Origin of the sequence: Rodentibacter heidelbergensis (assembly GCF_002000125.1) — a bacterium.
GTDB lineage: Bacteria > Pseudomonadota > Gammaproteobacteria > Enterobacterales > Pasteurellaceae > Rodentibacter > Rodentibacter heidelbergensis.
This window is the reverse complement of record NZ_MLHH01000017.1, coordinates 62,031-79,857: the sequence shown is the minus strand read 5'-3', so window position 1 is coordinate 79,857 and position 17,827 is coordinate 62,031. Positions and strand designations below refer to the sequence as shown.

Below are 17,827 nucleotides of genomic sequence, written 5' to 3'. Positions count from 1 at the left end.
GGCAGATGAAAAGTGCGGTGGAGACTTATAGTGCTAACCGACAAGAAGAGGCGGAGCGGGAAGTTAGACGTCTTGAAACCGAGCGAAATCAAGCCTTGCAATCAGGTGATGCAGAAGTGCTTGCAAAAGCTAACCGTATGCTAAAAGCCGCCAAAGAAGAAGCAAGAGATTGGGGAGTAGGCGGAAAAAACAAACGCATTGTAGATACCGTCACCACTGTAATAAGCTCAGCCATAGCGGGAAAATCGGGTGCAGAGCTAACGACAACCGCCCTTTCACCATTAATAAACCAAAAAATCAAAGAGGTAACGACAGATAAAACCACCGGCGAAGTGGATAAAGTGACGAATGCTATTGCTCATGCGGTATGGGGCGCCATAGAATCGGTAACGGCAGGTGGCAATGTTGCAACAGGGGCTATCTCTGCAGCTGGTGCAGAGCTTGCGGCACCACTTTTAGCCAAAGCGCTTTACGGCACGGATAAGGTGAGAGAGCTGACAGAAGTTCAAAAACAAAATATCGTGAATCTCAGTACATTAGCGGGAGCTATTGGTTCGACAATTGTCAGTGGTAATGGCAATGGTGTGGAGATATTGAGTTCAAGCAATCAGGGTGCTGAAATTGGGAAAAGGGCGGTGGAGCACAATAACATGGCTGATGATACCCACCCTAGTGTAGAGCGAGAGCAAAATATCGCGATGTATGCGAAAGTTTATTTTGACGGTGATGAAGACAAGGCTCGGGAATTTATTGAAGGGCTGGAAATTGCCGAAGCGAGGGGGCAAATTGATAGTGTAAAAGACTTAGCACAAGCTGTGTTAAATCCTTTGGATACTGCAAAATCTTTATGGGATGTTGTTTCTAATCCATCAGAAACCTATGACCAAATTCTTATCAGTGAGGCTCAATGGCGAGATGCTTATGAAAATGCGCTGGAAAATGATCCGAAATTAGCAGGAGAAATGAGCGGTTATTTAAGGGGCTCTTTAAAAGGCGTGCCAACAGGTGGTGTTTTATTGACGGGTTCAGGTTTAGCAATGGTTAAAGGTATTGCTAAAACGTCTGACTTTATTAAATCAGGGAAATTAAATTTAACAAGGAAAGCCATACCAAACAGTGAAGTTGGTATTCAATGGGGAAAAGGAATTTCCAATCAAGGTAAACCTTGGGAGGCTTATGTTCAATCCAAATTACCGGAAGGTGCAGTTAATTTGAATGATATTAAGCCCAATTTTAAAACTTTCGATCATATTTTACCGGATGGTACAGCGATAAGCTCAAAAACGATGGATACGGTTGGTTCTAAGATTTATCAGAATCCATCAAAAATTACTTATACTTTAAATAAGTATGTCGATGAAATGGTGAATTTTAAAGAAGAGAGTAAAGGAGAGTTCGTGCTTTATAATTCAAATATAAAGGCGAGAGAGTTGTACTTAGCAATCCCGGTAAAGACAACGAAAGAGCAGATGAAGGCGATCAATAAATCGATAGATTATGCGAGCTCTAAAGGAACAAATATTATTGTTAATAAGGTAAATTAATATGAATAAATCAAAGAATGTACTTGTTAGAATAAATAAAGATTTTTTATTAGTAACTTCCTTTATAAAAGGTATGCTATCAATGACTAATCCTGATCAAGAATTTATTTTTAATCCTGTTGATATTTCTGATATTGACCTTGGTCGTTTGATTCGAGAAAAGTTTAATGAAGGTAAAGAGATGCCGGTAAAGGAATTTCTAGCCTTGTTTCATTCTGAGAAAATAAAAGGGTTGCAAAAGAAACTAGAAAATGAGATGAAATTGCTTTATGGATACAAAAGTAGAAAGTCTATTTATAAAGATATGAATTTTTTATCTTTAGAGTTGAATGATTCAGATATTAGTGTATCTCCTCTTCATCAAGATTCACTTGATGGTTTTACTGGTATCTCAAATCCCGACGGAACACAGTTGGAATTTAAGTATGATATCAATATATCCGATGAAGAGCTGGGAAAAGCAGTGAGAGAAGCAATTAAATATTGCACGAGTATTTATCGTTAGTTTTTAATGTAAATCTTTCAAAAATTAATATCTAAGAGGTAAAGTGCGGTTGGTTTTTGGGGTGTTTTTAAAATCAACCGTGTTTTTTTACAAGCTAAGGTATCACTTCTATGCAAAACTATCTTCCCCCTATACTTTTTTAAACACGATAGAAAGTGCGGTAAAAAATGACAGTGCTTCAGAACGGTTGAAAGCGGCGAATGTGATGAGTGTGGCGGCGCAGGGTTATAACCTATACGATGCAGTGAATAAGATGCTGAAAAAATACGTTGTTGATGTTGCGATACAACATGAAAATGGGTAGACGAGCCTGACTCAAGAAGTGGGTAGCTCAGTATCTAGTAGTCTAAAAGACAAAGTGGAAGTCTATGCCTGTTAGGGTTGTTCATAAACAGCAATTGACGGAGAGAAAGAAAAAAGCATCGACAAAATCGATGCTTTAAAATTTGGTTGCGGGGGCCGGATTTGAACCGACGGCCTTCGGGTTATGAGCCCGACGAGCTACCAAGCTGCTCCACCCCGCGTCTGACGGCGTGCACTATACGCTATTCAAAAAATTTTGCAAGCTTTCAACAAAAGTTTATTATGTATTTGTTGTTAAAACGATCAAAATGTTTATAAATTGAACATTTTAATCTGATTGAATAAGACAGTTAATTATCATAAAAAATACCTGTATCTGACAGCATTTCCTCAGAAACAGGCATTTATACATGATAAATAGGTTCTAAATGGCTAAATGAACTAGAATTTCATATTTAAACTTACAAAATAGTTTCGTCCAGGAGCCGCATAACGAGCAATACTTCCATACTGACTTTCTGCGTGTACTGAGTTAGTCGAGCTACGGCGCACAGACTCCCAAGTGCTATATTGCTTATTTAAAAGATTATATATACCGGCATTAACCGTGATATTTTTTCCTACTTTGTAATAGCCGAGCAAATCTATCGTTTTCCAAGATTTCGTTTCTATATGCGTTACCTTAAACTTGTTGTTTGGATGATTTGGATCTTTTGCAAGGAATCTTGTTGTGGCTAATTCGTTAGCATCTTTTGCTTTTGAGTAGGTCATAATCAGAGAACTTCCCCATTTTTCGGAAGGCGCATCATAATTAAGCCCGACAACAATACGAGCAGGTTGTATCGCATCAAATGGATAGAGTGTACCATGTATGAGACGATCGTCTACTCTTGTTGCTTTTTTAGGTTTCGATTTTTCGTAGGTGATATTTGTACTAAAACCTGATGGGATAATCTGCATTATTGAATGAAGATCAAGGTATCCTTGGATACCATATCCCTCAATCGTTGCGTTAGAGAAATTGTAATCTTGTCTAATTGATGATTCTCTTTCTGTTGCGAGGCTTATTAGATTTTTGTAACGACTAATAAATTTATTGGCTTCTAAATATCCCCAATTTCCTTTAAGCCCTATACTCACTTCACGATGAGTCGATGTTTCAGGTTTTAAATGAGCAGTTGAGCGTTTCCCATGAGGTGACCAGCCGTAAACCTCTTGACTACTTGGGTTTCTAAACCCTGTAGAATAGTGATAGGCAATATGAATTTGCTCAATGGGTTTGAACACAACATTAAACTTATAGGTAGTATTGTTATATTCTCTTGATACCAAAAATTTTTTATCTCCGGAGACGGCATCACGATCTCGAAGAAAACCACCACCGATATCAAGATACTTTCCAAAAGAGATCTGATTATACAAACCGAAATATTTGTTTTTTCCTTTAAGTTTAAAAGAACAGCGTCTATCTTTACTACATACATCGGCAGTAAGGAGATCTCGCGAATCTACCCGTCCTAGATAATGGGGAATATAAATTTCATATCGTCCCCCATTTTTATTTGGTCTCAGTTCATTTTCTAGCCCGCCATATCGCATGACATAGGCCTGGTGATTCTGTGTAACCTGATAACGAGTAGCACCAGCGGTCATATTTATGCGGTAAGTTATTGGTTCAAACTGAAAAGTCTTATCATATTTTAGACCTAAATGTGAACGTTTTTCTTGATAGAATACATTGTCTAGATCTTCAGATGAACCGGGTTTATCTCGACTTGCACGACAATTTTTATCTGCCACTGGATATTTACTACAACTCAAGGTGCGATAATCTGAATTAATACTGATTTTTTGGTGATCCAAATTAAACTCAAGCTTATCTGCCCATTTATTTTTAGGTTCAATAATATAATAGAGGCTTTGACGTTGTTTACGGTGTTCTTCAGTACTAAAACGAGCCTTTGTATAGACCAAAGGTGCATACGGCCCCATTGCGATATCATCAAGATAGGTTCCCCCGCTACCGGGATGGGGACTCTGAGTGACAAAATCTCTTATGGTCTGATCATATTCTCTTTTTTGCTCATCATAGGTTTTCCATGCTTTATCCTCCGGGCTACCTACACCTGATGTATCGTATTCTTTCTTTTTTTCACGAAATTCAGCTAATTTTTTCTTATATTCATCAAAGGCCTTGTAGTAGCCATCCCAATCATACCCTTCCGGACAATCTTTGCAGTAAAAATCATCACCTGTTGGTGCGCTAGGGTATTTAGGTCGAGGATCCGGAACAGAAGGTGGCGGTGGGGGAGCATAATAATAAGCGCGCTCTCTCATATCTCGAGTGGCATAACGCTGTTTCGTATCCTCAAAAATTCCTCCGATTAATTGGTTTGGTGTAATTTCATATTCAAGGCGTGTCAAATAAGAATGGGTTTTGCTTTTTAGCGGATCCGGTGCTTCTCTATCCGGACCGGTATAATCTTTGGCTGACACTATTTCTGTTGGATGGACCATTTGCTTGAGTTGTTCAAGTTCCTCAGGGGTAAATTTTCTCCCTTTATTGGAATCTTTATAGTCCTCCATCGCACTTTTTAAATCATGAAACCTGGTGAAGCGAGATAAATAAAAAGGCTCTGTACAGGTTTCACATTTATAGAATATGCCATTAGTATTCACCTCGTTTGGTGTTGGGGTGCTAAGTCGATATTTATCAACATATGCACCCAAACGGCGAAGTTCTATTTTTTTATTCATCACATTATCATGAATTTTTGTTTCTTTGCCGTGACGATGGGTGTATTGAAAGAGTCCTTTTAAATTCCCTACATGAAATGCGCTTCCCAATGATTGCGTAAATTGACTATTTTTACTGCTGTAAGCCGTTTTACTTGTCAGCGCCAACTTTTCTCCTTCAGATAAAATGTCATCTACGCTTTTCGTTTTAAAGTTAACTGAGCCACCCAGGGCACCATTGCGGGCTAGGAATGATTGACTACCCTTATCAATTTCAACACGAGAGATGTTTTCAAGTTCTACCTCATTTCTTGCACCGCTACCGACAGGTTCATAAAAATCACTGATATTCGTGGTGTGAGATTGTAGCTGTGGCATGCCATCAACAGTAATAGCTACTCTATTTTTATCAACGCCTCGTATTGCAAAGCCTGATGTTCCCCCTCTATTTTGTTCAACAACAGAAACACCGGCATCGTAACGAATAAGATCTCTAATGTTATTGATTTGTTGCTTTTCTAATTGCTCACTATTTTTAATGATTTTTGAATTAGTCGAGAGCTCGTTGATATTGGCCGTCACGTTAATCTCTTCTAATTGGGGTATATGATCCTCAGGTTGAGGGCTTGCAGTGGCAAAAGGCGAGAATAGAGTAGGGAGCAAAAAAGTAGCTTTCATAATGATGATTTTTTTGCTGCATTGAATATGCTGATGAAATAACGGCATTTACCTTGTCTCCTTAAAATTTAATGTTTAAAAGAATAAAGATTTGAACAGTGCTTTTACGGACTACTGTAGATTTTCGTTATAGCGGATGGAGTATAGTTTAAATGATAATAATTATCAATATTATTTATTTCTGTGTGAGAGGCTTTGATGAGAAATTATGCTAGTAGTTTGAGGCAATTTTTGATAGCGTATGCAGCCTTATAAAAATTCGTTTTTTGTTTAGGAATAGAATATGAAATGTCGTAAAAATCTCGGTATTAAAGTTTTCAGTATGTTAGCTATTGCCTCTATTTTAGTGGCTTGTGGTGGTTCTCCTAATAAGCCTACATCAAATAAGGGGAGTCGTCCTGTGCTTACGCCTACGGGGGATGATCCGCAAAAATTTGGTGCGAAATACCATGGTCGAAGCTATCAACAGCGCATTTTATCGCCGGTTTCTCGTGTAGAAAACCAAAGTGCGGTCATTAATCAGGGGGATTTTTTAACACAACTTTCTAATGTGAAAGCTTATTCCGGTCGATTGGCTGATCGTTTCTATGGTAACTATCAAAAAATTACCAATTGGGTGCTTGCCGGTGCGGATGTCAGTGAATTATCTGAATATGGTATTTCCCCTCAAATTATGAAAGGTTTTGACGGCTATCAAAACGTGTTGATGACAGGCTATTATTCGCCGGTCATTCATGCCCGCCGCACACCGCAAGGAAAATTCCAACACCCTATTTATGCGATGCCGGCGAACAAACGTTTTACCCGTGCACAAATCTACGCCGGGGCATTGGAAGGAAAAGGTTTGGAATTAGCTTACAGTGATTCGATGCTTGATAACTTTTTACTTGGTGTACAGGGAAGCGGTTATGTTGATTTTGGAAACGGTAACTTAAATTATTTCGCCTATGCCGGACAAAATGGCTTTAAATATCAAGCGGTAGGGCGTTTGTTGGTGGAAGATGGGGAAATTCCAAAAGAGAAAATGTCGATTCAAGCAATTCGAGATTGGGGAAAAGCCAACCCTTCACGGGTTCAGGGCTTGTTAGAGCGTAATCCGTCTTATGTCTTCTTTAAAAATGATCCAAGTGGAAAAGTCAAAGGTTCTGCCGGTGTGCCTCTTGTGCCAATGGCGGCGGTGGCATCCGATCGCAATGTGATTCCGTCCGGCTCTGTTTTATTGGTGGAAGTTCCGGATATCGATAGTCAGGGGAACTGGAAAGGCACGCATAAATTACATTTAATGGTGGCATTAGATGTGGGTGGTGCGGTAAACGGTCATCATTTTGATCTCTATCGTGGTATTGGTGATGAAGCAGGCCATATTGCCGGACTTTCGAAACATTATGGCCGTGTTTGGGTATTGCAATAATGGCATCTGTGGATAACTACGAGCAGCGTTTTGGTGGCATCGGGCGCCTTTATACGCCGGAAGGTTTAGCCCGTCTTCGCCAAGCGCATATTTGTGTTATCGGCATTGGGGGCGTTGGTTCATGGGTGGTGGAGGCACTAGCCCGTTCCGGTATTGGACAACTCACCCTGATTGATATGGACGATATTTGCGTGACCAATATCAACCGCCAACTTCCGGCGTTGAGTGGCAATATCGGTAAATTAAAAACAGAAGTGATGGCAGAACGGGTAAAGCTGATTAATCCGGACTGCAGTGTTCATATCATTGATGATTTTATTTCGCCGGATAATCAGTCTGACTACCTCAATCGTGGTTACGATTATGTGATTGATGCCATTGATCATGTTAAAACCAAAGCCGCGATGATTGCCTATTGCAAACGCAATAAAATTAACATTATTACCGTAGGCGGTGCGGGCGGGCAAACCGATCCCACACAAATTCAAATTGCGGATTTAAGTAAAACCATTCAGGATCCTTTGCTGGCAAAAGTGCGCTCGGTTTTACGCAAGGATTTTAATTTCACTCAAAACCCACAACGCAAATTTGGTATTGATGCGGTGTTTTCCACTCAACCGTTAATTTTCCCGCAAATGGGAGAAGGCTGTGAGATCTCTGCAACCATGAATTGTGCTAATGGATTTGGCGCCGCCACGATGATTACCGCCACCTTTGGTTTTTTTGCCGTTTCAAGGGTGATTGATAAATTATTGAGAAAATAAAATATCAATCTTTTATGAGAGGCAACGTAAGTTGCCTTTTTGTTATAGAAAATTCATTTATTTTCCAATAAAAAGCGCCATTAAATAATCACATAAAATCATTGCAATTTATTTTAGAAAGTGTAGGCTTTACCCCTCTTTGATAATCATTCTTAACAACTGAGGAGACAAAATGAAAACAATAGTCAAAATGGGCGCAATTTCAACCGCACTTTTCGCCCTGCCGATGATGGCCAATGCCGATGTATTAGCATCAGTAAAACCCCTTGGTTTTATTACTTCAGCCATCGTAAATGGGGTTACTGATACCCAAGTTCTTGTGCCGACAGGTGCTTCTCCTCATGATTACAGTTTAAAACTCTCCGATATTCAAAAGGTGAAATCGGCAGATTTAGTCTTGTGGGTGGGAGAGGATATTGATTCCTTTTTAGAAAAACCGGTAAGCCAAATTGATCGCCAAAAAGTGATGACTATTGCCGAGCTTGCAGACATTAAGCCTTTATTAACGCAAGCACACCACGAACATGCTCATGAAAATGACGATCACAATCACCAACATGAGCATAAACACGAACATAAAGCAGGACATGAACACAACCACGATCATGAACATCATGACGGATTAAGCACGAACTGGCATGTTTGGTATTCGCCCAAAATAAGTCAAATCGTGGCACAACAGGTGGCGGATAAATTGATCGGGCAATTTCCGACTAAAAAAGCGGTGATTGAGAAAAACTTGGCGGATTTCAACCGCACTTTGGCGGAACAAAGCGATAAAATCAATGCCCAACTTGCACCTTTTAAAGAAAAAGGTTTCTTTGTTTTCCACGATGCTTACGGTTATTTCAATGATGCCTACGGTTTAAAACAAACCGGCTATTTCACCATTAATCCGTTGGTCGCACCCGGTGCGAAAACCCTTGCCCATATCAAAGAAGAGATTGCGGAACATCGTGTGAATTGCTTATTTGCAGAACCGCAGTTCACCCCGAAAGTGGTTGAATCTTTGGCAAAAGGCACATCGGTGAATGTGGGGCGTTTAGATCCTATTGGTGATGGGGTCGCGCTAGGAATGAATTCCTACGCTAATTTCCTTCAGGCAACGGCAGACAGCTATACGCAGTGTTTGAGCAAATAATAAGGAAAAGAGGATTTTTGTGGCAATAAAAAGACGAATTTCTTTTTGATTAAAGGCGGGTTATCCGCCTTTATTTTGTCACAGGATGTTCTCTTACCCGCCAGTAAGTCGCAAAGCGAGGTTTACCGGAATGGGTTAAGCCTCGATATTTATAGGTGATGACTGCACCGATGGGAGGCGGATTTTCCCGCTCAGTGAAATTAAATCCTGAACCGATCTTGAATTCGCCCCGTTGGTTTTGACAGGTAAGCGATCCCATTACATTTTCAAATTGCCCTTGTCCTTTGTGGTGTGCAATGACGGTACATTCCTCATCATGGGCGGTTTTTAGTTTGAGAACCTGTGAACTACGCTTTCTTTCATAAGGGGCATTGGGATTTCTCACCACAACGCCTTCGCCTTGTTGGCTTTCCACCTCTTTGAGAAAGTGATGCAAATGGCTTTTATTTTGCACAGGGATTTGTTCAATAATTTGAATATAAGGGGTGGGATGGGTTTTAAGATAGGTTTTTAATACGTCAAGACGTTCAAATAAATTACCTTTTGCATCAGGCACATCAAATACATATAACTTAAGTTTTTCCCAACGATCGCCTTTAAAAGATTTTGTGATAGAGGCAATTTCTTCGAAATGCTGGCGTTCGCTGAATAATTCGCCGTCAATGGCAAAAGGGGGAAAATTTTTTATAAAATAAGCGGGAGGAGAAAGGGCTTGCCCTTGCCTTGAGAGCAGTTGCTTGCCATTCCAATATCCTCGTACCCCATCCAGTTTTTCAGACATCACCCAACCTTCAATAGGTTGATCTTCATAGTTTTTTAAAAGCATGATATCAAGATTGGCATAGGCTTTTATGCTAACCAATAAGATAAAAATGATGCGGAGTAAGCCCATAAAGTGCCTTTTTATTTTTAGGTTTAGATGGGCTAAAGAGTAAAAAAGTGCGGTGGTTTTTCAAAGTGTTTTATATGTATTTTGCGATCTTGCTCGAGAAAATCATTGTTGATGAGCAAAAAACAAAAGCTTCACCGCCCCTAGATAAAAGAGGCTATCTGCTATAGAATGTGGCGAAAATTTTTCATTGCCTAAAAAGGAGTAAAAATGTATTTGGAGCAAATCAAAGCAGAGCTTGTGGAAGCCCAAGAGGTATTAAATAAATTTATCTCTGATGAACATAACATCAAATTAATTCAGCAAGCGGCATTGTTAATTTCTAACAGTTTCAAACAAGGCGGCAAAGTGCTGTCTTGCGGTAATGGGGGGTCTCACTGTGATGCGATGCATTTTGCAGAAGAGCTCACTGGGCGCTATCGTGAAAACCGCCCGGGGTATCCGGCCATTGCCATTTCCGATGTGAGCCATTTAAGTTGTGTGAGTAATGATTTTGGCTATGATTATGTCTTTTCACGCTATGTTGAGGCAGTAGGGCAAAAAGGGGATGTGCTCTTTGGTTTATCAACCTCGGGGAATTCGAAAAATGTTCTCAATGCGATTGAAGCGGCGAAAGCAAAGGGAATGAAAGTGATTGCGATGACAGGAAAAGACGGAGGAAAAATGGCAGGGCTTGCCGATGTAGAAATTCGTGTTCCTCATTTCCGTTATGCGGATCGTATTCAAGAAATTCATATTAAAGTTATTCATATTTTGATGATGCTGATTGAGTTTGAAATGGCAAAAACGGCATAAAGTGAGGTTGTTTTGCGCTCGTTTTTAAAATCCCAAATTATTTTGGGATTTTTTATTCTCACTGCTTGCATAAATATGCATAAAAACGTAATATTTGTTCAATTTATGAAATAAGAGAGTTGAAATGGCTATCAGTGTTAAAAATTTAAACTTTTTTTATGGGGCTTCCCAAGCATTATTTGATATCAATTTGGAAGCAGAAGAAGGGGATACGGTGGTGTTACTTGGGCCGAGTGGGGCGGGGAAAAGTACATTAATTCGTACCTTGAATTTATTAGAAGTCCCAACCTCAGGGCAATTAAGCATTGCCAATAATGAATTTGATTTATCAAAAGCCACGACAAATCCGAAAGCGATTCGTCAGTTACGCCAAGATGTGGGGATGGTGTTTCAACAATATCACCTTTGGCCTCATTTAACGGTGATTGAAAACTTAATTGAAGCGCCGATGAAAGTGCTTGGTATCAATGAAGCGCAGGCCAAAGCAGAAGCAATGGAATTATTAAAGCGTTTGCGTTTAGAAGAATATGCCGATCGTTTCCCACTTCATTTATCTGGTGGGCAACAACAACGGGTAGCGATTGCTCGTGCGTTGATGATGAAACCGCAAGTGCTGTTATTTGATGAACCCACTGCGGCATTAGATCCGGAAATTACTGCACAGGTAGTGGATATTATTAAGGAATTACAAGAAACCGGCATTACTCAGGTGATCGTCACCCATGAAGTGAATGTGGCACAAAAAGTTGCCACCAAAGTGGTGTATATGGAACAAGGTAAAATTGTAGAAATAGGGTCGGCTGACTGTTTTGAACATCCGCAAACCGAGCAATTTAAACAATATCTTTCACACTAAAAATTAAGGAGACACATAATGAAAAAATTACTTTTAAGCGCCGTATTATTGGGAGCAGCTAGCATGGCAAATGCACAAGAAATCACTTTTGCGATGGAGCCGAGTTACCCGCCTTTTGAGTTTACTAATGAAAAAGGCGAAATTATCGGTTTTGATGTGGATGTGGCCAATGCCATTTGCCAGGAAATTCAAGCTACTTGTAAATTTAAAGGGGAAGCCTTTGATGCGATTATCCCGAGTTTAAAAGCAAAACGCTTTGATGCTGCAATCACTGCCATGGACATCACTGAAGCCCGTGCCAAACAAGTTTTATTTTCTGATGCCTATTATGACAGTACCGCAAGTTATGTGGCATTAAAAGGCAAAGCAACCCTTGAAAGTGCAAAAAATATTGGTGTGCAAAATGGCACGACATTCCAACAATATACCGTAACGGAAACGAAACAGTATGCCGCTAAAGCCTATGCCAGTTTACAAGATGCGATTTTGGATTTAAAAAATGGGCGTATTGATATTATTTTCGGAGATACTGCTGTGCTTGCGGATATGATTAATAAAGAGCCTGAAATTCAGTTTGTTGGTGAGAAAGTCACTAATCAAAAATATTTTGGTAACGGTTTGGGCATTGCAGTGAATAAGTCCAGCAAAGCCCTTGTCGAAAGTTTAAATAAAGGTTTGGCCGCCATTAAAGCCAATGGCGAATACCAAAAAATCTATGATAAATGGATGACAAAATAATTTATGTTTTCTGATTTTCTGTCTTTGATGTTTACCGCAGCCCTGATGACATTAGGGCTTGCGGTCTGTTCTTTAATTGTGGGTTTGCTATTGAGTATGGTCTTTGCGCTTTTGGAGGCTAACTCGGTGGTGGGGAAACCGATGGCGGTTTTTGTGGCGCTGTTGCGTGGCTTGCCGGAAATTTTGGTGGTTTTACTCGTCTATTTTGGCTCCACTGAAGTGGTGGAAATGCTGACGGGGGAATATATTGAATTCGGTGCATTTGGTTGCGGTGTATTTGCTTTATCCCTTATTTTTGCTGCTTATGCTTCACAAACCCTGCGCGGTGCGATTCAAGCGATACCTAAAGGCCAATGGGAATCGGGCGCAGCGTTAGGATTGAGCAAAGGTTATACCTTCACTCACATTATTATGCCGCAAGTTTGGCGTCATGCTTTGCCCGGGTTAAGTAATCAATGGCTTGTGCTGTTGAAAGATACTGCGTTGGTTTCTCTTATTGGCGTTGATGATTTAATGCGTCAGGCACAATTAATAAATACTAATACCCATCAACCTTTCACTTGGTATGGGATTGCCGCGTTAATTTATCTTGCCGTGACATTAATCAGCCAAGTGGGAATTCGTCATTTAGAAGCCCATTTCACCCGCTTTGAAAGAGGACTAAAATAATGTTTCAAGACTATTTATGGGTGATCGCACAAGGTATTCCAACCAGTTTATTATTAACTTTTGTTTCATTACTGATTGCGTTTTTCCTCGCATTATTTCTCACCTTTTTGCTTTCTATGGAAAATAAATGGGTAAAAAGTGCGGTCAATTTGTATCTTACTTTATTCACTGGTACGCCGTTGCTTGTACAATTCTTCTTGATTTACGCCGGTCCCGGTCAGTTCGAATGGATTGTAAATAGCCCGCTTTGGCATATTTTATCCAATGCTTGGTTTTGTGCCGCTTTAGCGCTGGCGTTAAACAGTGCTGCCTATTCCACACAATTATTTCATGGTGCTGTCAAAGCGATTCCTAAAGGGCAATGGGAAGGCTGTGCCGCACTGGGTTTGAGTCGAGTGCAAACATTGAGAATTTTAATTCCTTATGCGTTAAAACGGGCTTTACCTTCCTATACCAATGAAATTATTTTGGTGTTTAAAGGAACGGCATTGGCTTCCACTATTACGATTATGGATATTATGGGCTATGCCCGTCAGCTTTATGGTACGGAATATGATGCCTTGACTATCTACGGCATCGCCGGTGGAATTTATCTTGTGATTACCGGGATTGCCACTTTATTATTGCGTAAACTCGAAAACAAAGTGCTTGCCTTTGAACGTTTGGATATGAAAAACGCCTAAGCAGGCGGTCAATATTTTTGAGAGAGAAATGGGTTGCGGGGGCAACCCATTTTTTATGCTTGGTTGAGGAGGCTGGCAATCGCAATGAATGCAATAAAAATGCCAAACCAAATAAGGTGTAATTTTGTACTTTTTCGATTAATTTCCTCATTTTGTAAACGTCTTTTCTCTAGGGTTTGTTTGTAGCGGGCTAAATCCTCTTGTTTAAAAGAAAACCCGCAATGAGGGCAATGTTCAGCATGCTCACTGATCTTTTTACGACATTCAGGGCAACGGATAAGTGCCATTTTTTGCTCCTTATTGAATAGTATTTTCACCCGGCTATTGGCGGGTACAAAATCCCACAATGTTTAAATGTGATACTTATCACAAATTTGTAGAAATCTTATAAATTCAATTTTCTGTTTGTCGGAATTTATCATAAAATACGCAAGCTTGTTTAGCGCATTCTAAACAACATAACGATTATTTTTTGAGGTGTTTCTATGTTATGGTTTTTCTTCTGTGTAGCCATGTTAGTTCTTGGCTATTTTATCTATGGGAAAATTATTGAAAAAATCTTTGTCATCAATCCTAAGCGTCAAACGCCTGCCTATCAAATCAATGATGGCGTGGATTATATGCCAATGTCCAAAACCAAAATCTGGTTAATTCAATTGTTGAATATTGCTGGTACTGGGCCAATTTTCGGGCCAATTCTCGGTGCGTTATACGGGCCGGTTGCCATGCTTTGGATTGTGATTGGTTGTATTTTTGCCGGTGCGGTACATGACTATTTTTGTGGTATGTTAAGTATTCGTCACGGTGGGGCAACCATGCCTTACTTGGCGGGGAAATTTTTAGGTCGCCCTGTTAAAGTCTTTATCAACGTTCTTGCATTAGTGCTTTTATTATTGGTTGGGGTCGTCTTCGTGGCAAGCCCTGCACAATTACTGGGTACCATTACTATGGACGTGCTAGGTGCTTCTCAAGGTGCATTACAATTAGGTGATGCGGAAGCCGTGCATCAAGCGGTAGAAGCAGGTGGTATTAAAGTATGGGGAATGGATAAAGCGACAGTGGTTGCTGTGTGGACAGTGATTATTTTTGCTTACTATATTCTTGCCACTTTATTACCGGTTGATAAAATTATTGGCCGAATTTACCCGCTCTTTGGGGCATTGTTACTCTTTATGTCTATCGGAATGGTCTATGGTTTGATTTCCTCACACTTCAGTGCAGTGGATCCAATTGAATTTTTCCGTACCGTTAATGCAGACGGACAAGGTTTAACTTGGGATAAATTTGCACAAAACTTCCAAGTGAAAGGTGATGTGCCAATTTGGCCTTTATTATTCTTAACCATCTCTTGTGGTGCATTATCCGGTTTCCATGCGACACAAACACCGCTTATGGCACGCTGTGCTGAAAATGAGAGCGAAGGTCGTTTCATTTTCTATGGTGCGATGATTACAGAAGGGGTGATTGCATTAGTATGGTGTATGGTCGGTCTTGCATTCTATGAAAATCCACAAGCCTTACAAGATGCCATTTCAGCAGGTTCGCCATCTAAAGTGGTTTATGATAGTTCATTACACTTCTTAGGTTTCATTGGTGGTATTTTTGCGGTGCTAGGTGTTGTGGTACTTCCAATCACATCAGGCGATACCGCTTTCCGTGCAGCCCGTTTACAATTAGCAGAAATTTTCAATATTGATCAGCGTTCACTTTCTAAACGTTTAATGATTGCAGTGCCGTTGTTCGTATTAGGCTATTTTGTTTCAACAGTGGACTTTAGTATCTTATGGCGTTACTTCACTTGGGCAAACCAAATGACCGCTATGGTGATGCTATGGACTGCGGCAGCGTATTTATATCGTTACCATAAATTCCACTGGGTGGCTTCTATCCCGGCGTGGTTTATCACTACCGTGTGTGCGACCTATTTGTATTACAACAAAATTGGTTTCAACCTTGATTATCAATTATCTGTCTATCTCGGTTTGGCAACAACGGTATTGTGTGTTGTGTTATTCTTCACCCTGTTAAAACCATTAGGTGAACGTGATGAAGAAGCCTATGTGAATACGATGAATTCATAAATTATTTTGAAGTAAAGCAAACCGCTTAAATGAGAATTTAAGCGGTTTTTTGTTGGGTAAAATTTACCAAATTTTACATTGGAATGGGTTGCAACTTTATCTCACAACGGCTAAACTTACGAAAAAGTGGTGAAAAGTGGTTTTTTGTGGCGATTTTTCCAAAAAATGAATGTTTAAAGGTTTGAAAAATGTTTCGTGGTGCAGCAGCGGTTAATTTAGATTCGAAGGGGAGGGTGGCTATCCCAACTCGTTATCGCGCTGAAATCATTGAAAAAAATCAAGGTCAGATGGTTTGTACCGTTGATATTCGCCAGCCTTGTTTGTTGCTTTATCCTTTAGATGAATGGGAAAAAATTGAACAAAAACTTCTCTCACTTTCTAATTTTGATCCGAACCAACGCCGCTTACAGCGTGTGATGTTGGGTTATGCCACTGAATGTGAAATGGACGCGCAAGGACGTATTTTACTGAGTGGACCATTACGTCAACACGCAAAATTGGAAAAAGGCTTAATGTTGGTTGGACAGCTCAACAAATTTGAAATTTGGAGCGATACCGAGTGGAACGCTCAAATTGAAGAAGATATTGCAGTAGCGGGAAGTGCCGAATTTGCAATGGATTCGAATTTAAATATGCTGTCACTCTAAATGAGAAAAAGAACAGCAGCACTAGCGGGATAATCGGTGCTTTGCACCGAATTATCTTTTTTCCAATTTATTTTGATTAACGAACGCGATGACGATGCAACATTCCTTTTCTTCACCGGAACATACCACGGTTTTACTTCACGAAGCAGTGGACGGTTTGGCGTTGAAAGAAAATGGAATTTATATTGATGGCACATTTGGTCGTGGCGGACATTCCCGTTTAATCCTTTCAAAACTTTCTCAACAGGGTCGTCTTATTGGGATTGACCGTGATCCTCGTGCGATTGCTGAAGCACAAAAAATCCAAGATTCTCGCTTTCATATTGAACACAGTAGTTTTTCACATCTTCCTGAGATTTGTGAAAAATTGGATTTAGTGGGCAAAGTGGATGGTATTTTGCTGGATCTTGGGGTGTCTTCTCCTCAGCTTGATGAAGCAGAGCGTGGCTTTAGTTTTATGAAAGATGGCCCTCTTGATATGCGTATGGATCCAACTCAAGGGCTATCTGCAGCTGAATGGTTAAAACAGGTTTCAGTAGAAGATTTAACTTGGGTGCTAAAAACCTTTGGTGAAGAGCGTTTTGCCAAACGTATTGCAACAGCCATTGTGGAATACAATAAAAGTGCGGTCAAAAATGGTAAAGCATTTTTATCTCGTACAGCACAATTGGCGGAGTTAATTGCACAATCGGTCCCTTTCAAGGATAAACACAAACATCCGGCTACCCGTAGTTTTCAAGCAATCCGGATTTTTATCAATGCTGAATTAGATGAATTAGAAAGTATTTTAAATTCTGCTTTAGATATGTTGGCACCACAGGGGCGGTTGTCCATTATTAGTTTCCATTCTTTAGAAGATCGAATGGTTAAGCATTTTATGAAAAAGCAAAGTAAAGGGGAAGCAATCCCTAAAGGTTTGCCGCTACGAGAAGATCAAATTCAACGAAATCAAAAATTAAAGACTATTGGTAAAGCGATTCAGCCGTCAGAACATGAAATTCAAGCGAATCCACGTTCAAGAAGTGCGGTATTACGCATTGCAGAAAAAATAAATTAGGGGCAGAGATGTTAGAAAATAGCGAGCGTTACCCTTTGCAACATATTTTGGTGGAAGATGTTTTTTCTTCAAATAAATTAGTGATTCTCTTGTTATCATTGATTTTAATTTCTGCGATGGCAACGATTTGGGTCACCCATCAGACCCGAGGATTAATTTCTGAAAATGGCCAATTGGTTTTGCAACATCAGGCATTACAAGATGAATATCGAAATTTGAAGTTGCAAGAGGCCACAGAGGGCGATAGTACAAGAGTAGAGTCTATTGCAATAGGCACATTAAAAATGAAAAGAATTGATAGCGACCAAGAGGTTGTTATTTTGGAGTAAG

General features: G+C 40.0%; 18 protein-coding genes and 1 tRNA gene. 15 read left to right on the top strand and 4 right to left on the bottom strand.

Annotated elements, in window-relative coordinates; genetic code table 11:
* From BKK48_RS08010 to BKK48_RS08000, 3 genes are all read left to right on the top strand, one after another.
* Nucleotides 1-1,544 (top strand): endonuclease toxin domain-containing protein (locus BKK48_RS08010; protein ID WP_208604185.1); only part of this gene is annotated, 1,544 nt, incomplete at its 5' end.
* 1 nt (nt 1,545) lies between these two features.
* Nucleotides 1,546-2,049, top strand: a complete 504-nt coding sequence (locus tag BKK48_RS08005; RefSeq protein WP_077427615.1) for a contact-dependent growth inhibition system immunity protein — start codon at nt 1,546-1,548, stop codon at nt 2,047-2,049.
* 43 nt (nt 2,050-2,092) lie between these two features.
* Nucleotides 2,093-2,353 (top strand): hypothetical protein, encoded by a 261-nt coding sequence (locus tag BKK48_RS08000; RefSeq protein WP_077427613.1) that lies wholly within the window; start codon nt 2,093-2,095, stop codon nt 2,351-2,353.
* A gap of 143 nt (nt 2,354-2,496) precedes the next feature.
* On the opposite strand, the gene BKK48_RS07995 is transcribed toward BKK48_RS08000, so the two are convergent.
* A tRNA-Met gene (locus tag BKK48_RS07995) sits at nt 2,497-2,573 on the bottom strand.
* Between the two features lie 220 nt (nt 2,574-2,793).
* The gene (locus BKK48_RS07990) at nt 2,794-5,814 is read right to left on the bottom strand and encodes a TonB-dependent hemoglobin/transferrin/lactoferrin family receptor (RefSeq protein WP_077427611.1); all 3,021 of its coding nucleotides are present in this window, start codon (nt 5,812-5,814) and stop codon (nt 2,794-2,796) included.
* Nucleotides 5,815-6,049: 235 nt separating this feature from the next.
* On the opposite strand from BKK48_RS07990, the gene mltA reads away from it, so the two are divergent.
* From mltA to znuA, 3 genes are all read left to right on the top strand, one after another.
* Nucleotides 6,050-7,177 (top strand): murein transglycosylase A, encoded by a 1,128-nt coding sequence (gene mltA, locus BKK48_RS07985; protein ID WP_077427609.1) that lies wholly within the window; start codon nt 6,050-6,052, stop codon nt 7,175-7,177.
* Nucleotides 7,177-7,941 carry a tRNA cyclic N6-threonylcarbamoyladenosine(37) synthase TcdA gene (gene tcdA / locus BKK48_RS07980; protein WP_077427607.1) on the top strand — a complete coding sequence of 255 codons (765 nt, stop codon included), beginning with the start codon at nt 7,177-7,179 and terminating at the stop codon, nt 7,939-7,941. Before mltA ends, tcdA begins: the two co-directional genes overlap by 1 nt.
* 172 nt (nt 7,942-8,113) lie before the next feature.
* Nucleotides 8,114-9,082, top strand: a complete 969-nt coding sequence (gene znuA / locus BKK48_RS07975; protein WP_077427605.1) for a zinc ABC transporter substrate-binding protein ZnuA — start codon at nt 8,114-8,116, stop codon at nt 9,080-9,082.
* 70 nt (nt 9,083-9,152) lie between these two features.
* Here the strand turns inward: znuA and BKK48_RS07970 are convergent, their stop codons facing one another.
* On the bottom strand, nt 9,153-9,974 hold the full coding sequence (locus BKK48_RS07970) for a DNA ligase (protein WP_077427603.1): 822 nt from the start codon (nt 9,972-9,974) through the stop codon (nt 9,153-9,155).
* 207 nt (nt 9,975-10,181) lie between these two features.
* On the opposite strand from BKK48_RS07970, the gene lpcA reads away from it, so the two are divergent.
* From lpcA to artM, 5 genes are all read left to right on the top strand, one after another.
* Nucleotides 10,182-10,766, top strand: a complete 585-nt coding sequence (lpcA, locus tag BKK48_RS07965) for a D-sedoheptulose 7-phosphate isomerase (protein ID WP_077427601.1) — start codon at nt 10,182-10,184, stop codon at nt 10,764-10,766.
* 124 nt (nt 10,767-10,890) lie between these two features.
* A complete protein-coding gene (gene artP / locus BKK48_RS07960; protein WP_077427599.1) occupies nt 10,891-11,622 on the top strand; it encodes an arginine ABC transporter ATP-binding protein ArtP in 732 nt (243 codons plus the stop codon).
* A gap of 18 nt (nt 11,623-11,640) precedes the next feature.
* A complete protein-coding gene (locus BKK48_RS07955; RefSeq protein ID WP_077427597.1) occupies nt 11,641-12,360 on the top strand; it encodes a lysine/arginine/ornithine ABC transporter substrate-binding protein in 720 nt (239 codons plus the stop codon).
* Nucleotides 12,361-12,363: 3 nt separating this feature from the next.
* The gene (artQ, locus tag BKK48_RS07950) at nt 12,364-13,029 is read left to right on the top strand and encodes an arginine ABC transporter permease ArtQ (protein ID WP_077427595.1); all 666 of its coding nucleotides are present in this window, start codon (nt 12,364-12,366) and stop codon (nt 13,027-13,029) included.
* Nucleotides 13,029-13,712 (top strand): arginine ABC transporter permease ArtM, encoded by a 684-nt coding sequence (gene artM, locus BKK48_RS07945; RefSeq protein ID WP_077427593.1) that lies wholly within the window; start codon nt 13,029-13,031, stop codon nt 13,710-13,712. The genes artQ and artM overlap by 1 nt, the downstream gene beginning before the upstream one ends.
* 53 nt (nt 13,713-13,765) lie before the next feature.
* On the opposite strand, the gene BKK48_RS07940 is transcribed toward artM, so the two are convergent.
* Nucleotides 13,766-13,999, bottom strand: coding sequence for a zinc ribbon domain-containing protein (locus BKK48_RS07940; RefSeq protein ID WP_077427591.1), 234 nt, complete (start codon nt 13,997-13,999; stop codon nt 13,766-13,768).
* Nucleotides 14,000-14,197: 198 nt separating this feature from the next.
* Here BKK48_RS07940 and BKK48_RS07935 point away from each other — a divergent pair, with 198 nt between their 5' ends.
* From BKK48_RS07935 to ftsL, 4 genes are all read left to right on the top strand, one after another.
* The gene (locus tag BKK48_RS07935; protein WP_077427589.1) at nt 14,198-15,793 is read left to right on the top strand and encodes a carbon starvation CstA family protein; all 1,596 of its coding nucleotides are present in this window, start codon (nt 14,198-14,200) and stop codon (nt 15,791-15,793) included.
* 188 nt (nt 15,794-15,981) lie between these two features.
* Nucleotides 15,982-16,440: a division/cell wall cluster transcriptional repressor MraZ gene (gene mraZ, locus BKK48_RS07930; protein ID WP_077427587.1), complete on the top strand. Its 459-nt coding sequence runs from the start codon at nt 15,982-15,984 to the stop codon at nt 16,438-16,440.
* 88 nt (nt 16,441-16,528) lie between these two features.
* Nucleotides 16,529-17,497 (top strand): 16S rRNA (cytosine(1402)-N(4))-methyltransferase RsmH, encoded by a 969-nt coding sequence (rsmH, locus tag BKK48_RS07925; protein WP_077427585.1) that lies wholly within the window; start codon nt 16,529-16,531, stop codon nt 17,495-17,497.
* Between the two features lie 8 nt (nt 17,498-17,505).
* A complete protein-coding gene (ftsL, locus tag BKK48_RS07920; RefSeq protein WP_077427583.1) occupies nt 17,506-17,826 on the top strand; it encodes a cell division protein FtsL in 321 nt (106 codons plus the stop codon).
* Nucleotide 17,827 lies beyond the last annotated feature (1 nt).

Excerpts from the sequence above, each read along its gene's own strand:
- BKK48_RS08005 (WP_077427615.1), top strand. The coding sequence starts at position 1,546 with ATGAATAAATCAAAGAATGTACTTGTTAGAATAAATAAAGATTTTTTA.
- BKK48_RS07990 (WP_077427611.1), bottom strand. The coding sequence starts at position 5,814 with ATGCCGTTATTTCATCAGCATATTCAATGCAGCAAAAAAATCATCATT.
- mltA (WP_077427609.1), top strand. The coding sequence starts at position 6,050 with ATGAAATGTCGTAAAAATCTCGGTATTAAAGTTTTCAGTATGTTAGCT.
- tcdA (WP_077427607.1), top strand. The coding sequence starts at position 7,177 with ATGGCATCTGTGGATAACTACGAGCAGCGTTTTGGTGGCATCGGGCGC.
- znuA (WP_077427605.1), top strand. The coding sequence starts at position 8,114 with ATGAAAACAATAGTCAAAATGGGCGCAATTTCAACCGCACTTTTCGCC.
- BKK48_RS07970 (WP_077427603.1), bottom strand. The coding sequence starts at position 9,974 with ATGGGCTTACTCCGCATCATTTTTATCTTATTGGTTAGCATAAAAGCC.
- lpcA (WP_077427601.1), top strand. The coding sequence starts at position 10,182 with ATGTATTTGGAGCAAATCAAAGCAGAGCTTGTGGAAGCCCAAGAGGTA.
- artP (WP_077427599.1), top strand. The coding sequence starts at position 10,891 with ATGGCTATCAGTGTTAAAAATTTAAACTTTTTTTATGGGGCTTCCCAA.
- BKK48_RS07955 (WP_077427597.1), top strand. The coding sequence starts at position 11,641 with ATGAAAAAATTACTTTTAAGCGCCGTATTATTGGGAGCAGCTAGCATG.
- artQ (WP_077427595.1), top strand. The coding sequence starts at position 12,364 with ATGTTTTCTGATTTTCTGTCTTTGATGTTTACCGCAGCCCTGATGACA.
- artM (WP_077427593.1), top strand. The coding sequence starts at position 13,029 with ATGTTTCAAGACTATTTATGGGTGATCGCACAAGGTATTCCAACCAGT.
- BKK48_RS07940 (WP_077427591.1), bottom strand. The coding sequence starts at position 13,999 with ATGGCACTTATCCGTTGCCCTGAATGTCGTAAAAAGATCAGTGAGCAT.
- BKK48_RS07935 (WP_077427589.1), top strand. The coding sequence starts at position 14,198 with ATGTTATGGTTTTTCTTCTGTGTAGCCATGTTAGTTCTTGGCTATTTT.
- mraZ (WP_077427587.1), top strand. The coding sequence starts at position 15,982 with ATGTTTCGTGGTGCAGCAGCGGTTAATTTAGATTCGAAGGGGAGGGTG.
- rsmH (WP_077427585.1), top strand. The coding sequence starts at position 16,529 with ATGACGATGCAACATTCCTTTTCTTCACCGGAACATACCACGGTTTTA.
- ftsL (WP_077427583.1), top strand. The coding sequence starts at position 17,506 with ATGTTAGAAAATAGCGAGCGTTACCCTTTGCAACATATTTTGGTGGAA.